Origin of the sequence: Nocardia sp. NPDC127606 (assembly GCF_042671725.1) — a bacterium.
In the GTDB taxonomy this organism is placed as follows: domain Bacteria; phylum Actinomycetota; class Actinomycetes; order Mycobacteriales; family Mycobacteriaceae; genus Nocardia.
In genome coordinates this window covers 125,724-139,987 of record NZ_JBHXWQ010000005.1, presented here as the reverse complement: position 1 = coordinate 139,987, position 14,264 = coordinate 125,724, and the positions used below count along the sequence as shown (strand labels likewise).

At 67.8% G+C, this 14,264-nt stretch carries 14 protein-coding genes and 1 riboswitch; of the genes, 9 read left to right on the top strand and 5 right to left on the bottom strand.

The window, feature by feature from the left end:
• The first annotated feature begins 1 nt into the window (after position 1).
• A complete protein-coding gene (locus ACFVJ5_RS22925) occupies positions 2–262 on the top strand; it encodes a monovalent cation/H+ antiporter complex subunit F (RefSeq protein WP_379222912.1) in 261 nt (86 codons plus the stop codon).
• A complete protein-coding gene (gene mnhG, locus ACFVJ5_RS22920) occupies positions 259–561 on the top strand; it encodes a monovalent cation/H(+) antiporter subunit G (protein WP_379222910.1) in 303 nt (100 codons plus the stop codon). Before ACFVJ5_RS22925 ends, mnhG begins: the two co-directional genes overlap by 4 nt.
• On the opposite strand, the gene ACFVJ5_RS22915 is transcribed toward mnhG, so the two are convergent.
• The 5 genes from ACFVJ5_RS22915 to ACFVJ5_RS22895 all read right to left on the bottom strand — a co-directional run bounded on the left by ACFVJ5_RS22915 (position 558) and on the right by ACFVJ5_RS22895 (position 4,824).
• Positions 558–1,910 carry a DUF5933 domain-containing protein gene (locus tag ACFVJ5_RS22915; protein ID WP_379222908.1) on the bottom strand — a complete coding sequence of 451 codons (1,353 nt, stop codon included), beginning with the start codon at positions 1,908–1,910 and terminating at the stop codon, positions 558–560. The two genes, mnhG and ACFVJ5_RS22915, sit on opposite strands and share 4 nt — an antisense overlap.
• A gap of 50 nt (positions 1,911–1,960) precedes the next feature.
• The gene (locus ACFVJ5_RS22910; protein ID WP_379222907.1) at positions 1,961–3,103 is read right to left on the bottom strand and encodes a glutamate--cysteine ligase; all 1,143 of its coding nucleotides are present in this window, start codon (positions 3,101–3,103) and stop codon (positions 1,961–1,963) included.
• A 12-nt stretch (positions 3,104–3,115) separates the two neighbouring features.
• Positions 3,116–3,811: a superoxide dismutase family protein gene (locus ACFVJ5_RS22905; RefSeq protein ID WP_379222905.1), complete on the bottom strand. Its 696-nt coding sequence runs from the start codon at positions 3,809–3,811 to the stop codon at positions 3,116–3,118.
• Between the two features lie 89 nt (positions 3,812–3,900).
• Complete coding sequence (locus tag ACFVJ5_RS22900; RefSeq protein ID WP_379222903.1) at positions 3,901–4,455, bottom strand: LytR C-terminal domain-containing protein; 555 nt, start codon at positions 4,453–4,455, stop codon at positions 3,901–3,903.
• Positions 4,456–4,497: 42 nt separating this feature from the next.
• The gene (locus ACFVJ5_RS22895) at positions 4,498–4,824 is read right to left on the bottom strand and encodes a DUF3263 domain-containing protein (protein WP_379222901.1); all 327 of its coding nucleotides are present in this window, start codon (positions 4,822–4,824) and stop codon (positions 4,498–4,500) included.
• A 172-nt stretch (positions 4,825–4,996) separates the two neighbouring features.
• Here ACFVJ5_RS22895 and ACFVJ5_RS22890 point away from each other — a divergent pair, with 172 nt between their 5' ends.
• The 7 genes from ACFVJ5_RS22890 to thiC all read left to right on the top strand — a co-directional run bounded on the left by ACFVJ5_RS22890 (position 4,997) and on the right by thiC (position 14,109).
• A complete protein-coding gene (locus tag ACFVJ5_RS22890; protein WP_101468384.1) occupies positions 4,997–5,587 on the top strand; it encodes a peptide deformylase in 591 nt (196 codons plus the stop codon).
• Positions 5,577–6,536 carry a GNAT family N-acetyltransferase gene (locus ACFVJ5_RS22885; protein ID WP_379222899.1) on the top strand — a complete coding sequence of 320 codons (960 nt, stop codon included), beginning with the start codon at positions 5,577–5,579 and terminating at the stop codon, positions 6,534–6,536. The genes ACFVJ5_RS22890 and ACFVJ5_RS22885 overlap by 11 nt, the downstream gene beginning before the upstream one ends.
• A gap of 22 nt (positions 6,537–6,558) precedes the next feature.
• On the top strand, positions 6,559–7,368 hold the full coding sequence (locus ACFVJ5_RS22880) for an exodeoxyribonuclease III (RefSeq protein ID WP_379222897.1): 810 nt from the start codon (positions 6,559–6,561) through the stop codon (positions 7,366–7,368).
• A gap of 73 nt (positions 7,369–7,441) precedes the next feature.
• Entirely contained in the window at positions 7,442–8,644 is a 1,203-nt protein-coding gene (locus tag ACFVJ5_RS22875) for a homogentisate 1,2-dioxygenase (protein ID WP_379222895.1), read from the top strand.
• Positions 8,645–8,672: 28 nt separating this feature from the next.
• A complete protein-coding gene (gene fahA / locus ACFVJ5_RS22870; RefSeq protein WP_379222893.1) occupies positions 8,673–9,863 on the top strand; it encodes a fumarylacetoacetase in 1,191 nt (396 codons plus the stop codon).
• A gap of 150 nt (positions 9,864–10,013) precedes the next feature.
• The gene (locus ACFVJ5_RS22865) at positions 10,014–12,272 is read left to right on the top strand and encodes an MMPL family transporter (protein WP_379222892.1); all 2,259 of its coding nucleotides are present in this window, start codon (positions 10,014–10,016) and stop codon (positions 12,270–12,272) included.
• A gap of 74 nt (positions 12,273–12,346) precedes the next feature.
• Positions 12,347–12,473, top strand: a riboswitch (TPP riboswitch).
• On the top strand, positions 12,466–14,109 hold the full coding sequence (gene thiC / locus ACFVJ5_RS22860; RefSeq protein WP_379222890.1) for a phosphomethylpyrimidine synthase ThiC: 1,644 nt from the start codon (positions 12,466–12,468) through the stop codon (positions 14,107–14,109). Its footprint overlaps the riboswitch before it by 8 nt.
• Positions 14,110–14,264 lie beyond the last annotated feature (155 nt).

Sequence of the window (14,264 nt, the reverse complement as noted above, 5' to 3'; positions counted from 1 at the left end):
CATGACTGTCGTCGCCGTCATCGCCGCCATCCTGCTCACCGCCGCCGCGGTGATCACCAGCTACCGCGTACTCGCGGGCCCCAGCACCCTCGACCGGGTGGTCGGCATCGATTCACTGATGGCCATCGCCGCATCCGGGCTCGCGGTATGGGCCGCCTACAGCGACGACACCACGGTGATCCCGGCGATCGTCGCGCTCGCGCTGGTCGGTTTCCTCGGCTCGGCCGCCGTCACCCGATTCCGGGTCAGGGACGACCGATGAGCGGGTGGGAATGGGTATCGGCGGTCCTGATTCTCACCGGCTGCACGCTCGCGTTCACGGCGTCGATCGGCATCGTCCGTTTCCCCGATACCCTCACCCGCATGCACGCGGCCACCAAACCGCAGGTGGTCGGCCTCATGCTGGTTCTCGTCGGCACCGGGATCGACATCCGTGACGACATCAACGTCTGGATGCTCGTCCTCACCGGCCTGTTCACGATCATCACGGCCCCGGTCGTCGCCCATCTCATCGGGCGCACCGCCTACCGAGAACAACGCCACCGCGACGGGTTGTTCTAGGTAGCCGGCGTCGCGATCGGCTCGAGGGCCGGTTCGGGGGCAGTGGCGAACCAGGTGTTGTGGAAGGCGATGGCCACCGCGGCCAACAGCCCGATGACGATCGCGCCCGCGGCCACCGGATACTCCGCCATCGGCACCGCCAGGTACCGGTAGGACAGCAGCAGCGCCGCGAACACCGCGAGCCCGAAGCCCACCAACCGGATCCGGAAGCCGCCCCAACCCCGCTCGGGCGCGCGCAGCGCCGACTCGACGGTCAGACACAGCACCGCACCCGCCACGAGGTCGACGCCGTAGTGATACCCGAAGCCCAGTGTCGCGGTGACCGTGGCGGCCAGCCAGAAGGCCCCGCCCCAGCGCATCCAGACCGGGGCTCGCGACCCGTCGACATCGCGACGGGTGTGGATGAACAGCGACAGCGCCCACGCGGTGTGCATGGAGGGCATGCAGTTGCGCGGGGTGAACTCGTCGAAGGTCAGTGCGGCCGGGTTCGAGTCGAGCGGCGGCATCGCGGCGGGCCAGAAATTGCCCACCTGGAAACCGTGCCCGTCGGCACCGAACGCGAACATCGGCCCGACCACCGGGAACAGCACATAGAACAGCGGCCCGACCAGCCCGAGCACCAGGAAGGTGCGCACCAGGTAGTGGCTGGGCCACTGCCCGGTCGTGACCACCTTGCGCAACTGCCACACCGCCACCGCGATCGCGGCGACCGGCAATTCGATGTAGACCCAGTGCAGCACCGCGTACACCTCGGGCCCGAGCACATCCAGCACCCGCCCGACGACCCACGACGGATCACCGAGCGCGTGATCGGCGAGCAGCACGTATTCGTCGAGCACCGTGGGTCGCACCGCCGAAGTCAGGTGCAGCCACACATCACCGACCTTGGTGGCCAGCACCAGCAGCGCACCGAGTGCGGCGGCCTTCAACGCGTCGCTGCGCTCACGACCCCGCCAGCGCACTGCCGCGACGACCGCCAGCGCGGCCAGCACGATCGTCGGCCCGTTGCCGACGGTGAACGGCTTGCCGTCGATGAGTCGCAGCGCGACCCACACCGCGTCGATCCCGATGGCGGCGGTCAGCGCGAACACCCGGCGGCGCGTGGAGATCCCGACGAGCGCGAGCACCAGTCCCGCCCACGGCACCGACATCGACTTGGGCGTACCGACGAAGTCGCGAGCCAGGCTGGCCAGCGGTCCGTCGAAGCCGCTGACCGACGCGACGATCTGCAATCCGACCAGCAACGCGAGCACTGCGGCCACGCCGACGACGGCGAGTGTGCGTGGTTCACGCAGACGCGAACCGAGGGTGGCACCCCCCGCAACGGCGCGCGGATGTTCGACAAGCATCCGACCATCGTAAACGGCGGGTGAACGCCATCTCCCCGCGCAGCTGAACGCTACTGATCCAGCTCGCGCACCAGCGCGTCGACGACGGCGACCATGTCGCCCTGTGTCTGCGCGGCGACCCGGCGTTGCCGCTGGTAGGAGGCGCCGTGGCGGGGAATGTCGGCCACCGAGGCCAGCTCGTCGGCGCAGCCGAGACGCTTCGCGGTCGGCTCGAGCCGGGTGAGCAGATCCATCAGATCGTCGGTGACCAAACGCTCATTGCTGGCGTCGTCGACGATCACGATCGCGTCGAGCCCGTAGCGCGCGGCACGCCACTTGTTCTCTTGCACATGCCATGGCGGCAGCGTCGGCAGTTGTTCGCCGTTCTCGAGGCGCTGGTCCAGGTCGACGATCAGGCAGTGGATCAGCGCGGCCACCGAGGCCAGTTCGGCGCGGCTGGACAGCCCGTCGCACACCCGCACCTCGATGGTGCCCCACTTGGGCGCGGGCCGGATATCCCAGTGCATGCCACCGAGTTGTTCGAACACACCGGTTTTCATCTGGTCGTGCACGAAACCTTCGAACTGGCGCCAGTTCTCGAACTGGAACGGCAGCCCGGCGGTCGGCAACTGCTGGAACATCAGCGCCCGGTTGCTGGCGTAGCCGGTGTCGTCGCCGGACCACATCGGCGAGGACGCCGACAGCGCGAGCAGATGCGGATACGACAGCAGCAGCGAGTTCAGGATCGGAAAGACCTTGTCCCGGTGCGACACTCCCACATGCACGTGGACGCCCCAGATGAGCATCTGACGGCCCCACCACTGCGTGCGTTCGATCAGTTCGTCGTAATGCGGTGAGCGCGTGAGCTGCTGGGCCGACCACGCCGCGAACGGGTGGGTGCCCGCGCAGAACAGGTCGACCCCGAGCGGATCGGCCGCACGCCGCACCGCGTTCATGGTGCCGTGCAGGTCTTCGACCGCGCCGCCGACTGTGTCGTGCACACCGGTCACCAACTCGACCGTGTTGCGCAGCAGTTCCTTGGTGACCTGCTGGGTGCCGTCGTGGGCACGCAGATCGCCGACCGCGTCGAACACCGCCGAGGCGGTGTTGGACAGATCACGCGTCACCTTGTCGACGAGCGCGATCTCCCATTCGATGCCGATGGTCGGCCGGGGCGAACCGCGAAACGAAACCGACTCGAATGCCCCGGCCATGGGTGTGTCTCGCTAACCGACGACGCCGCACGCCACCCGGGCGCCCGCATCACCGGTGGTCAGGGTGGTCTCGTCCGGTCCGGTGCCACCCTCGCGGGTGTAGCGCGGCGGGATGTTGCCGAAGTTGTCGGCGCCGCCGTGGATGATCAGCGCCTTGCCCTTGACGTTGTCGAGGGTGACCGAGTCGGTCTGGGTGACCAGCTTCGCGGAGCCGTCGGCGCCGACCTGCAGCGAGGTGAGGTCACCGCTGGCCGGGTGCGCGGTGGCACCGCCGACCTGCAGATGCCCACCGGCCGAGGCGAAGTCGCCCTCACAGGTGCCGTTCTGGTGGAAGTGCAGGCCGTGGAAGCCGGGGGTCAGACCGCGCGCCTCGACGGTGACGACCAGGTGGCCACCCTCTTGGACGATGGTCGCGGTGCCGACCTCGGCGCCCGCGCCGTTCTTGAGCGAGGTCTTCAGGCCGCCCGGTACGCCACCGTGGTCGTCGCCGTGGCCGGGGGCCGCGGTCTCCGACGGTGCGGCGTGACCGCCACCGTGGCCGCCGCTTTCGCCCGCGGGCGCCGACGAGCTGGTCCACACCGGCGGCGTGGTGCCCTTGACGTCACTCGACTCCTGGCTGTTGGTGCAGGCTGCGAGCCCGAGCGCGGCGACCGCGAGCACCGGGGTCACAATGCGCCAGGACGGGCGACGAGTTGTCGACGTGGCCATCAGGGGACTCCTTATCGGACTGGGGCTATACCGCTCAAGATGATGCCACAGCGGCGACACGGCCTACGGCACCGCGTGCCGCGCCTGGTTCAGCGACCGGTCAGTACGACGACGACACCCGGCGAGGTGTCCCCCGACTTGGGCGCGACCGTCCCGCCGACCTGCTCGGCGATCTCGGTGGCCGCGGCCTTGTCGCGCGCGCCGCCGCCGTAATACACGGTGGTGGTGGTCAGGTTCTCACCGCTGTAGTTGCCGGTGCTCACGTTGGTCCAGCCCGCGGTGGTCAGTTCGCTCGCGGTGCGCGCGGCCAGGCCGGCGACCAAGCTGTTGTTCAGCACCCGCACCGACACAGTCTGATCCGCGCCGCCCGTCGCGGGTGCCACGGTGGTGGTCGTCGGCGCGACGGACGTCGTGGTGGTGGGGGCGGCGGCCGCGCTGGTGGTCGTCGGCGCGGGCGTGGTGGCAGGCGCCTGCGCGACCGCGCTGGAGGTGGTGGTCTCGGTCTGCTCCGCATCGGATGCCACCGCATCGGAGTTCGACAGCGACATCGCACCCAGACCGGCGAAGACAATGGCCAGCGCGATCAACACCATCGCCAGCGCGCGCAACGGCGGGCCGCCGGGGGTGGGGTTCGGGTTGCTCACCCGCCCAACCCTAGTCGCAACGAAGGGTGTGTGGCCGTCATGTCAGACCTGGAAACCGAGTTTGCGGGCGGCACGCGATTTCTGCCTGCTCGCTCGCAGTCGTCGCAGCCGCTTGACCAGCATCGGGTCGGCGGCCAGCGCCGCGTCGGAGTCGACGACAGCGTTGAGGACCTGGTAGTACCGGGTGGCCGACATGGCGAACAGCTCGCGGATCGCGTCTTCCTTGGCGCCCGCGTATTTCCACCATTTGCGCTCGAAGTCCAGGATGTCGAGCTCGCGACGACTCAGACCGGTGCTCTCGTCGGCGGCCGAATCCGGTTCGCCCGCAGTGGGGCCCTCCGAGATGTGCCGAGCTGCTGCGCCGTCCATCTTGCTCCCTCGCCGAGTATCACGAGATGGGTAGATACCGTCGTCATTCAACCACGGGTTCCCCGGATCCTTCGACCCCTGTCACGGCGTGTTGACTGAAGGCCAGTAGGGGTGGCGCGGCCCACAGGGGTCCGCCGATCGTCCGCCCGCGCCAGCGGCGATAATGGCGACCATGGCAATTCTCCCGATCGTGATCGTCGGTGACCCCGTTCTGCACAACCCCACCGCGAAGGTGACGGAGACCCCCGCGGAGCTGGCCGAGCTCATCGCGGATATGTACGACACTCTCGAAGAGTCCAAGGGTGTCGGCCTGGCGGCCAATCAGGTCGGCGTCGGCAAGCGCCTGTTCGTCTACGACTGCCCCGACTTCGACGCCACCGGTAATCCGATCCGCCGCAAGGGCGTGGTGGTGAACCCGGTGCTGGAGACCTCGGCGATCCCCGAGACCATGCCCGACCCCGATGACGACGAGGAAGGCTGCCTGTCGGTGCCCGGCGAGCAGTTCCCGACCGGTCGCGCGGACTGGGCGAAGGTCACCGGGACCGACGAGAACGGCGAGCCCGTGGAACTAGAGGGCACCGGTTTCTTCGCGCGCATGCTCCAGCACGAGGTGGGCCACCTCGACGGCTTCCTCTACGTCGACGTGCTGATCGGCCGCAATGCCCGCGCCGCCAAGAAGGCGATCAAGCGAAACGGCTGGGGTACACCGGGTTTGAGCTGGATCCCGGGAACCGTTCCTGATCCGTTCGGTCATGACGACTGACATTCCGCTCGGGCGACGGGTGGTGATGCGGTACCAGCTGCCCGCGGGTTATCCCCAACCGCTCACAGATGTGATCGGCGAACTGGTATCGCTGGAGCCGCCTGCGGTGCGCACCGCCGAGGGTGAGCTGGTGTCGGTGTCCGCCGATCGCGTCGTCGCGTTGAAAGCACTGGGGCCCCGGCCTATTCGAACCAAGGAGATCCGGTCGCTGGAGACCGCGGCGGCCATGGCCTGGCCGGGCAGTGCTCACCTGTGGATCGACGGCTGGCTGGTGCGAGCGGGTAACGGCTACACCGGACGCGCTAATTCGGCTGTCCCGCTGGGCGAGTCGGGCGTTCCCGCCGTGTTGTCGATCGACACCATGCACAAGATCGCGGACTGGTACACGAGTCAGGGGTTGCCGCTGCTGCTGCAACTGCCCGACCGGCTCGCCCCTGTCCCGCCGACCTGGAACACCTGGAGCGAGACCGTGGTCCTCGGTCTCGACATCGCGAATTTCGTCCTGCCGCAAGGTCCGTCGATGGTCCGGATCTCCGCCGAGCCCGAGGACGGTTGGCTGCGAACGCACCGCTATCGCGGCGAGATCCCCCTCGACACCGCCGTGCGCGAACCGGACCGGGCCGTGCTCACCTCGGTCCTGGACGGCACCCTCGGCTTCGCCTCACTCGGCCTGCCCGAGCCCCTGGCCATCGGCCGCGGCGCCGTGACCACCGCACCCGACGGCCGACGCTGGGTGGGCCTCACCTGCGTGGCCGTAGCGACAGCGCATCGCCGCAACGGACTCGGTGCGCTGCTGTGCGCCGAACTGATCCGGTGGGGTGCCGAGCAGGGTGCGAGCCACGCCTACGTCCAGGTAGAGGTGGGAAACTCCGGCGCGCTCGCCCTCTACCGCGAACTCGGCTTCCTGGAACACCACGCCTATCGCTACGCCGCCCCCCAGAGTCATTAGCCTCGAAAGGACCGTCACTTCCGTGCGTCTCGCCACTTGGAACGTCAACTCGATCCGCTCCCGCGTCGATCGGGCGATCGCCTTTCTGGACCGCCACGACATCGATGTGCTGGCGTTGCAGGAGACCAAGTGCCGTGACGATCAGTTCCCCTTCGAGCAGTTCGAGGCCGCGGGGTACGAGGTGGCGCACGTGGGCCTCAATCAGTGGAACGGTGTCGCGATCGTGTCGCGGGTCGGGCTCACCGATGTCGAGCTCGCGTTCCCCGATCAGCCCGGCTTCGACAAGGACGCGGGCGATTCGCTGATCGAATCGCCGGTGGTCGAGGCGCGCGCGATCGGAGCGACCTGCGGCGGGGTGCGGGTGTGGAGCCTCTACGTCCCCAACGGCCGTGCGCTCGCCGACCCGCACTACACCTACAAACTGAACTGGCTCTCGACCCTGCGCGCGAAGGCGGCCGGCTGGCTGGCCGACGACCCGGAGGCGAAGATCGCGCTGGTCGGCGACTGGAACATCGCCCCCACCGACGACGATGTCTGGGCGCCGGAACTGTTCGTCGGCAAGACCCACACGTCCGCGCCCGAACGCGAGGCGTTCCAGTCCATGCTCGACATCGGCTTCCGCGATGTGATGCGTCCGTTCGCCCCCGGCCCCGGCGTCTACACCTACTGGGACTACACCCAGCTGCGCTTCCCCCGCAAGGAGGGCATGCGCATCGACTTCATCCTCGCCTCCCCCGCCCTCGCCGACCAGATCAAGGACGCTTCGGTGGACCGCGAGGAACGCAAGGGCAAGGGCGCCAGCGACCACGCACCGGTGATCGCCGAATTCTGACGGACCCGCCACGCGTTCTCGGTTACGTTGGAGGTGGAAGTTTCAGCCTGCAACGTAGCGGGAGGTGCGCCTCATGTCGTTTTATCGTCGGGTCGGAACGGTGCCGCCGAAGCGGCATACGCAGCATCGGGATGAGCGCGGCAACCTCTACTACGAAGAACTGATGGGCGAGGAGGGGTTCTCCGGGGACTCCTCACTGCTGTATCACCGCGCGCTGCCGCCGGCGATCGTCGACGCGACGGTCTGGGAGCTGCCCGACCAGACGTTGACGCCGAATCATCCACTGCACCACCGGCATCTGCGGCTGCCACTGCTGTTCCCCGGCGATACGGCGACGACGACCGACCCGGTGACCGGGCGCAGGTTGCTGCTGGCCAACGCCGATGTGCGGATCTCGTACGTGGTCGCCAAGGGCGCGTCCCCGCTCTACCGCAATGCCATCGGCGACGAGCTGGTGTACGTGGAATCCGGTGCGGCCGTGGTGGAAAGCGTGTTCGGGATCGTGCCGGTCCACCAGGGCGATCAGGTCCTCATGCCGCGGGCGACGACCCACCGCTGGCTGCCGATGGGCGAGGAACCGTTGCGCGCGTATGTGATCGAGGCGTCGAGCCACATCACCCCACCCAAGCGCTATCTCTCGAAATTCGGTCAGCTACTGGAGAATGCGCCGTATTGCGAGCGGGATCTGCACGGGCCACTCGAATTGCTGCGCGTCGAGGACACCGATGTGGAGGTGCTGGTCAAGCATCGGGCCGGCACCGAGGTGATCGGCACCAGGCTGACCTACGCGACACATCCGTTCGATGTGGTCGGCTGGGACGGCTGCCTGTACCCGTACACGTTCAACATCGCCGATTTCGAACCGCTGACCGGCCGCGTTCATCAGCCGCCGCCGGTGCATCAGGCGTTCGAGGCCACCAACTTCGTCATCTGCAATTTCGTACCGCGCAAGGTCGACTATCACCCGCTGTCGATTCCGGTGCCGTACTACCACTCGAATGTGGATTCCGACGAGATCATGTTCTATTGCGGCGGCAACTATGAGGCGCGCAAGGGTTCCGGTATCGCCCAGGGTTCGGTGTCGGTGCATCCGGGCGGCTATGCGCACGGCCCCCAACCCGGCGCTTACGAGCGCAGCATCGGGGCGGAGTTCTTCGACGAACTGGCGGTGATGGTGGATACGTTCCGGCCGCTGCAACTCGGCGAAGGCGCGCTGGCCTGCGAAGATCGCGCCTATGCGTGGACCTGGTCCGGTCGTGGGCCGGGGCTCGCATGAGTGAGTGCGCCGGCGTGGATGGCTCCCGATGACGGGCGTGCAGGTGTTGCGCGTCGAAATACCGGCCGACTCGCTGTTCGGGCCGGAGAACATGCCCTACGGCGTTTTCGCACCCCCCGACGGCGACTTCCGGGTCGGTTGCCGGTTGGGCGACATGGTGCTCGATCTGGCCGTGCTGCTGGAGGATCCGGTATTCGCTCGCTCCGATATGAACGCGTTCCTCGCGCAGGGTTCCGGCCGCTGGCGTGAGGTCCGCGAGAGGTTGCGCGCGCTCGCCGATACGGCACTGCCGATCGATGCCGTGTATCCCGTGCCTTCCGTGCGGATGGCGCTGCCGGTGCGGATCGGCGATTACGTCGACTTCTACGCCAGCATCGATCACGCCACCAACCTCGGCAGGCTCTTCCGTCCGGACAGTGAACCGCTGCTGCCGAATTGGCGGCACCTGCCGGTGGGTTACCACGGCAGGGCGGGCACGGTCGTCGTCTCGGACACGCCGGTCATCAGGCCGCAAGGCCAACGCCGAACTGCTTCCGGCGCACCTGATTTCGGGCCGTCGGAGCGGCTGGACATCGAAGCCGAACTCGGCTTCGTCGTCGGTTCCGGCTCCACGCTCGGCGCACCGGTCACCGTCGACGAGTTCACCGAGCATGTGTTCGGCGTCGCCCTGGTCAACGACTGGTCGGCCCGCGACATCCAGGCCTGGGAGTACCAGCCGCTCGGCCCGTTCCTCGGCAAGTCGTTCACCACGTCGCTCTCGGCCTGGATCACCCCGCTGGCCGCGCTGACACACGCCCGGGTGCCGCTACCCGCACAGGACCCAGAACCCCTCCCCTACCTGCGCGGGAGCGGCAACTTCGGCCTCGATATCGACCTGACCGTCTCGTGGAACGGTGAGGTCGTCGCGCATCCGCCCTACTCACGCATGTACTGGTCGCCCGCCCAGATGCTGGCCCACCTCACTGCCAACGGCGCCTCGATCCGGCCCGGCGACCTCTACGCCTCCGGCACGATCTCCGGCCCCGAGCCGTCCCAACGCGGCTCGTTCATCGAATTGTCCTGGGGCGGAACCGAACCCATCACGGTGAACGATCAGCACCGCACGTTCCTGGCCGACGGCGACGAGGTGACGATCACCGCCACCGCGCCGGGCACCGAGGGCAGGCGAATCGGCCTCGGCGAGGTCGGTGGCCGAATCCTGCGAGCACGCAACACCTGAAGCACCGCTAGCGGTTGTGGGCCCTCCTCCGCGTCCACCCAGGGGCGGAAATGGTACTTGACCCACTTCCGCCCCGAGGCGGTATCGGAAATAATTCGAGGCGGGATACGGTGACGGTTCGAACGTTTTCCGAGCAGAGGGCACCCGACGATGTTGACGAGAATCGCCCGCACCGCCGTTGCCCGGCCACGATGGGTGGTCGCGGTCGCGCTGGTGCTGATGGTGTTGTGCGGCGCGATCGGCGCCACCGTGCACTCGCATATGAAATCGGGCGGATTCGTCACCGAGGATCTCGATTCGGTCCAGGCCAGCCAATACCTGAGCGAACACTTCCCCGGCAGTGAGCCCAACTACGTCCTGACGGTCACCGCTGAGGGCGTGGCCGATTCCGCCGCCGCGCGGGCGGCCGCCGACCGCGCGCTGGCCGTCCTCGGCGCGCATCCGGAGATAGTCAGCGGCGTCCAGTCCTACTGGACCGCGCGCCCCGATCTCAAACAGGCGATGCTCAGCAAGGACCGCACGCACGCCCTCATCCTGGCCAGCATCGAGGGCGACGACGCCGAACTGCCCGAGCGGGCGGCGAAACTGAGCGAAGAACTGCAGGTCGAGAGCGGTCCGGTCACGGTCAAGGCCGGTGGGCTCGCCGCCTCCTTCGCCGATATCAACACCCAGATCAGCAAGGATCTGATCATCGCCGAGGCGATCGCGATCCCGATCACGGGCCTGCTGCTGGCGCTGGTGTTCGGCAGTCTGATGGCCGCCGCACTGCCGATCGCGATCGGACTGTTCGCCATCGCGGCGTCGCTGGGCATTCTGCGCGTGCTGACCTCGCTCACCGACGTGTCGATCTTCGCGCTGAACATGACCACGGCACTCGGACTGGCGTTGGCGATCGACTACAGCCTGTTCATCGTGAGTCGATATCGCGAAGAGCTGACGGCAGGCTCCACCCCGACCGCGGCGGTGACCCGCGCGATACAGACCGCCGGTCGCACCGTCGTGTACTCGGCGCTGGTCGTGGCACTCTCGCTGTCGGCACTGCTGGTCTTCCCGCAGTACTTCTTCAAGTCGTTCGCCTATGCGGGCATCGCGGTGGTTGCCGCCGCCGCGGCTGCCGCGGTGATCGTGCTGCCCGCGCTGCTCGTGCTGGTGGGTGACCGCATCGATTCGGGCGACCTGCGCGCACCGATGCGCCGACTGTTCCGGCTGACCCCGAGGACGGAAAAGGAACCGCGTCAGACCTTCTGGTACCGCCTGGTCACCGCGGTGATGAAGCGTCCGTTGTCGATCGCGCTGGCCACCACCGCGTTCCTGCTGCTGCTCGGCTCGCCGTTCCTGGGTGTGCAGTTCGGCTACCCCGACGACCGGTCGCTGCCCACCGATGTCGCCAGTCGCGAAGTGGGCGACATCCTGCGCACCGAATTCGATGCCGACCTGGCCTCGAGCGCGACCATCGTGCTGCCCGAATTCCGGGGCAGCACAGCCGAACTCGACACCTACGCCCGCGACCTGTCCAAGGTGCCCGACGTACCGGCCGTACTCAGCAGCGCGGCGGTGTACCGCAACGGGCTGCGGGTGGCCCCTGGCGTGCCCGAGATGACGGACCCGCAACACGGCGCCTACCTGTCGGTCGCCACCACGCTCGACCCCTACTCCGACGCGGGCGGCGACCAACTCGATACCCTGCGCGCCGTTCCCGCGCCGTCGAAGGCCCTGATCACCGGCCCGGCCGCGCTGAACCAGGACTCGGTCGACGCGATCACCGGCAAACTGCCGCTGGCCGGCGCGCTGATCGCGCTCACCACGCTGGTGCTGCTGTTCCTGTTCACCGGCAGCGTGGTGCTGCCGGTGAAGGCGCTGATCCTCAACATCCTGTCGCTGGCGGCGACCTTCGGTGCGATGGTGTGGATCTTCCAGGAAGGCCACCTGTCGGGCCTGCTCGGCTTCACCGCGACCGGCACCCTCAACCTGGCCATGCCCATCCTCATGTTCAGCCTGGCGTTCGGCGCGTCCATGGACTACGAGGTCTTCCTGCTGTCGCGGATCCGCGAGGAATGGCTGGCCGGACCCAAGACCACCGAGGGCAACACCGAGGCCGTCGCGATGGGCGTGGCCCGCACGGGACGCATCTTCACCGCCGCCGCACTGCTGATGAGCATCGTGTTCCTCGGCGTCGCCACCTCCGGCGTAGCGATGATGAAACTGTTCGGCCTCGGCTGCGCACTCGCGGTGATCAGCGACGCCACCGTCATCCGCGGCCTGCTCGCCCCCGCGCTCATGCGGATGATGGGCACCTGGAACTGGTGGGCGCCGAAGCCATTGGCGGTGCTGCACAGCAAGTTCGGGCTCGATGAAGCCGAGGACGACGCGCGCGACGCGTCGAAGCAGCTCGACTCGACAGCGGTGTAGCGAGCCTCGCGCGCGACCCGTCCGGTCCATCCCCGGGCGGGTCGCGATGTGCGGCGGGTATCGTCGGCGGCGCACTTCACACCAACGGGGGCTCGCACCAGCGGGCTGAGAGGACGGCTAGCCCAGATCGGGCGTTCAGGGCCGTCGACCGTATGAACCTGACCGGGTAATGCCGGCGTAGGGAGGAACTATCGTGGGCTCGAACACGTCTTCTGACAGGACGGTCGACACCGTCACCACCGGTCCGATCCAGGGCAGCGTCAAGCACTACCAGGAGGTGGACGGCCTGCGCATCCCGGTGCGCCGGATCAACCTCACCAACGGCGACCACTTCGATGTCTTCGACACCTCGGGTCCGTACACCGACGACAACGCGGTGATCGACCTCGAAGCCGGGCTGCCGAAACTGCGCGACGAATGGGACTCCCCGACCGTCGACGGCCCGCCGACCCAGCTCGCCTGGGCATGTCAGGGCATCATCACCCCCGAGATGCGGTTCATCGCCGCCCGCGAGGGCGTCTCGCCCGAACTGGTGCGCGACGAGGTCGCGCTCGGTCGCGCGGTGATTCCGGCCAACCACAACCACCCGGAACTGGAGCCGACCATCATCGGCAAGAAGTTCCTGGTCAAGATCAATGCCAATATCGGCAATTCGGCGGTGTCGTCGTCGATCGCCGAAGAGGTGGAGAAGATGGTGTGGGCCGCGCGTTGGGGCGCCGACACCATCATGGACCTGTCCACCGGCAAGAACATCCACGAGACCCGCGAGTGGATTCTGCGCAACTCCCCCGTCCCGATCGGCACCGTCCCGATCTATCAGGCGCTGGAGAAGGTGAACGGTGATCCCACCAAGCTCACCTGGGAGATGTACCGCGACACCGTGATCGAGCAGTGCGAGCAGGGCGTCGACTACATGACCGTGCACGCGGGCGTGCTGCTGCGCTACATCCCGCTCACCGCCAAGCGCGTCACCGGCATCGTCTCGCGCGGTGGATCCATCATGGCCGCGTGGTGTCTGGCCCATCACCAGGAATCGTTCCTGTACACGCACTTCCGTGAACTGTGCGAGATCCTGGCGCGCTACGACGTCACCTTCTCCCTCGGTGACGGCCTGCGTCCCGGCTCCATCGCCGACGCCAACGACGAGGCCCAGTTCGCCGAACTGCGCACCCTCGGCGAGCTCACCAAGATCGCGAAATCCTATGGCGTGCAGGTGATGATCGAAGGCCCCGGCCACGTGCCGATGCACAAGATCGTCGAGAACGTGAAGCTCGAGGAAGAGCTCTGCGAAGAGGCGCCGTTCTACACCCTCGGCCCGCTGGCCACCGATATCGCGCCCGCCTACGACCACATCACCTCGGCCATCGGCGCCGCGATCATCGCCCAGGCGGGCACCGCGATGCTCTGCTACGTCACTCCCAAGGAGCACCTGGGGCTGCCCAACCGCGACGACGTCAAGGTCGGCGTGATCACCTACAAGATCGCCGCCCACGCCGCCGACCTCGCCAAGGGGCACCCGCACGCCCAGGACCGGGACAACGAATTGTCCAAGGCCCGTTTCGAATTCCGCTGGCACGACCAGTTCGCGCTCTCGCTGGATCCCGACACCGCCCGCGAGTACCACGACGAGACCATGCCCGCCGAGCCCGCCAAGACCGCCCACTTCTGCTCGATGTGCGGTCCGAAGTTCTGCTCGATGCGCATCTCCGCCGACGTGCGCGGGTACGCGGAGAAGCAGGGGCTCACCGATGTGGCCGCCATCGAGGCGGGCATGGCCGAGAAGTCCGCCGAGTTCGCCGACCAGGGCAGCAAGGTGTACCTCCCGGTCGTCTCCTGACGCCCCGCACCCTCGTCGACGCCCGTCCGATCTCCGCGATCGGGCGGGCGCGCACGCGCGTGCACCCTGGATTTCGGGGCTTTCGCTCGCCCTGGCGATCGGTAACGTTGGCGATCGTGTCGACCTTCCGGCACGCCGAGCACTGGAGTGAATCA

Excerpts from the sequence above, each read along its gene's own strand:
- ACFVJ5_RS22925 (WP_379222912.1), top strand. The coding sequence starts at position 2 with ATGACTGTCGTCGCCGTCATCGCCGCCATCCTGCTCACCGCCGCCGCG.
- mnhG (WP_379222910.1), top strand. The coding sequence starts at position 259 with ATGAGCGGGTGGGAATGGGTATCGGCGGTCCTGATTCTCACCGGCTGC.
- ACFVJ5_RS22915 (WP_379222908.1), bottom strand. The coding sequence starts at position 1,910 with ATGCTTGTCGAACATCCGCGCGCCGTTGCGGGGGGTGCCACCCTCGGT.
- ACFVJ5_RS22910 (WP_379222907.1), bottom strand. The coding sequence starts at position 3,103 with ATGGCCGGGGCATTCGAGTCGGTTTCGTTTCGCGGTTCGCCCCGGCCG.
- ACFVJ5_RS22905 (WP_379222905.1), bottom strand. The coding sequence starts at position 3,811 with ATGGCCACGTCGACAACTCGTCGCCCGTCCTGGCGCATTGTGACCCCG.
- ACFVJ5_RS22895 (WP_379222901.1), bottom strand. The coding sequence starts at position 4,824 with ATGGACGGCGCAGCAGCTCGGCACATCTCGGAGGGCCCCACTGCGGGC.
- ACFVJ5_RS22890 (WP_101468384.1), top strand. The coding sequence starts at position 4,997 with ATGGCAATTCTCCCGATCGTGATCGTCGGTGACCCCGTTCTGCACAAC.
- ACFVJ5_RS22885 (WP_379222899.1), top strand. The coding sequence starts at position 5,577 with ATGACGACTGACATTCCGCTCGGGCGACGGGTGGTGATGCGGTACCAG.
- ACFVJ5_RS22875 (WP_379222895.1), top strand. The coding sequence starts at position 7,442 with ATGTCGTTTTATCGTCGGGTCGGAACGGTGCCGCCGAAGCGGCATACG.
- fahA (WP_379222893.1), top strand. The coding sequence starts at position 8,673 with ATGACGGGCGTGCAGGTGTTGCGCGTCGAAATACCGGCCGACTCGCTG.
- ACFVJ5_RS22865 (WP_379222892.1), top strand. The coding sequence starts at position 10,014 with ATGTTGACGAGAATCGCCCGCACCGCCGTTGCCCGGCCACGATGGGTG.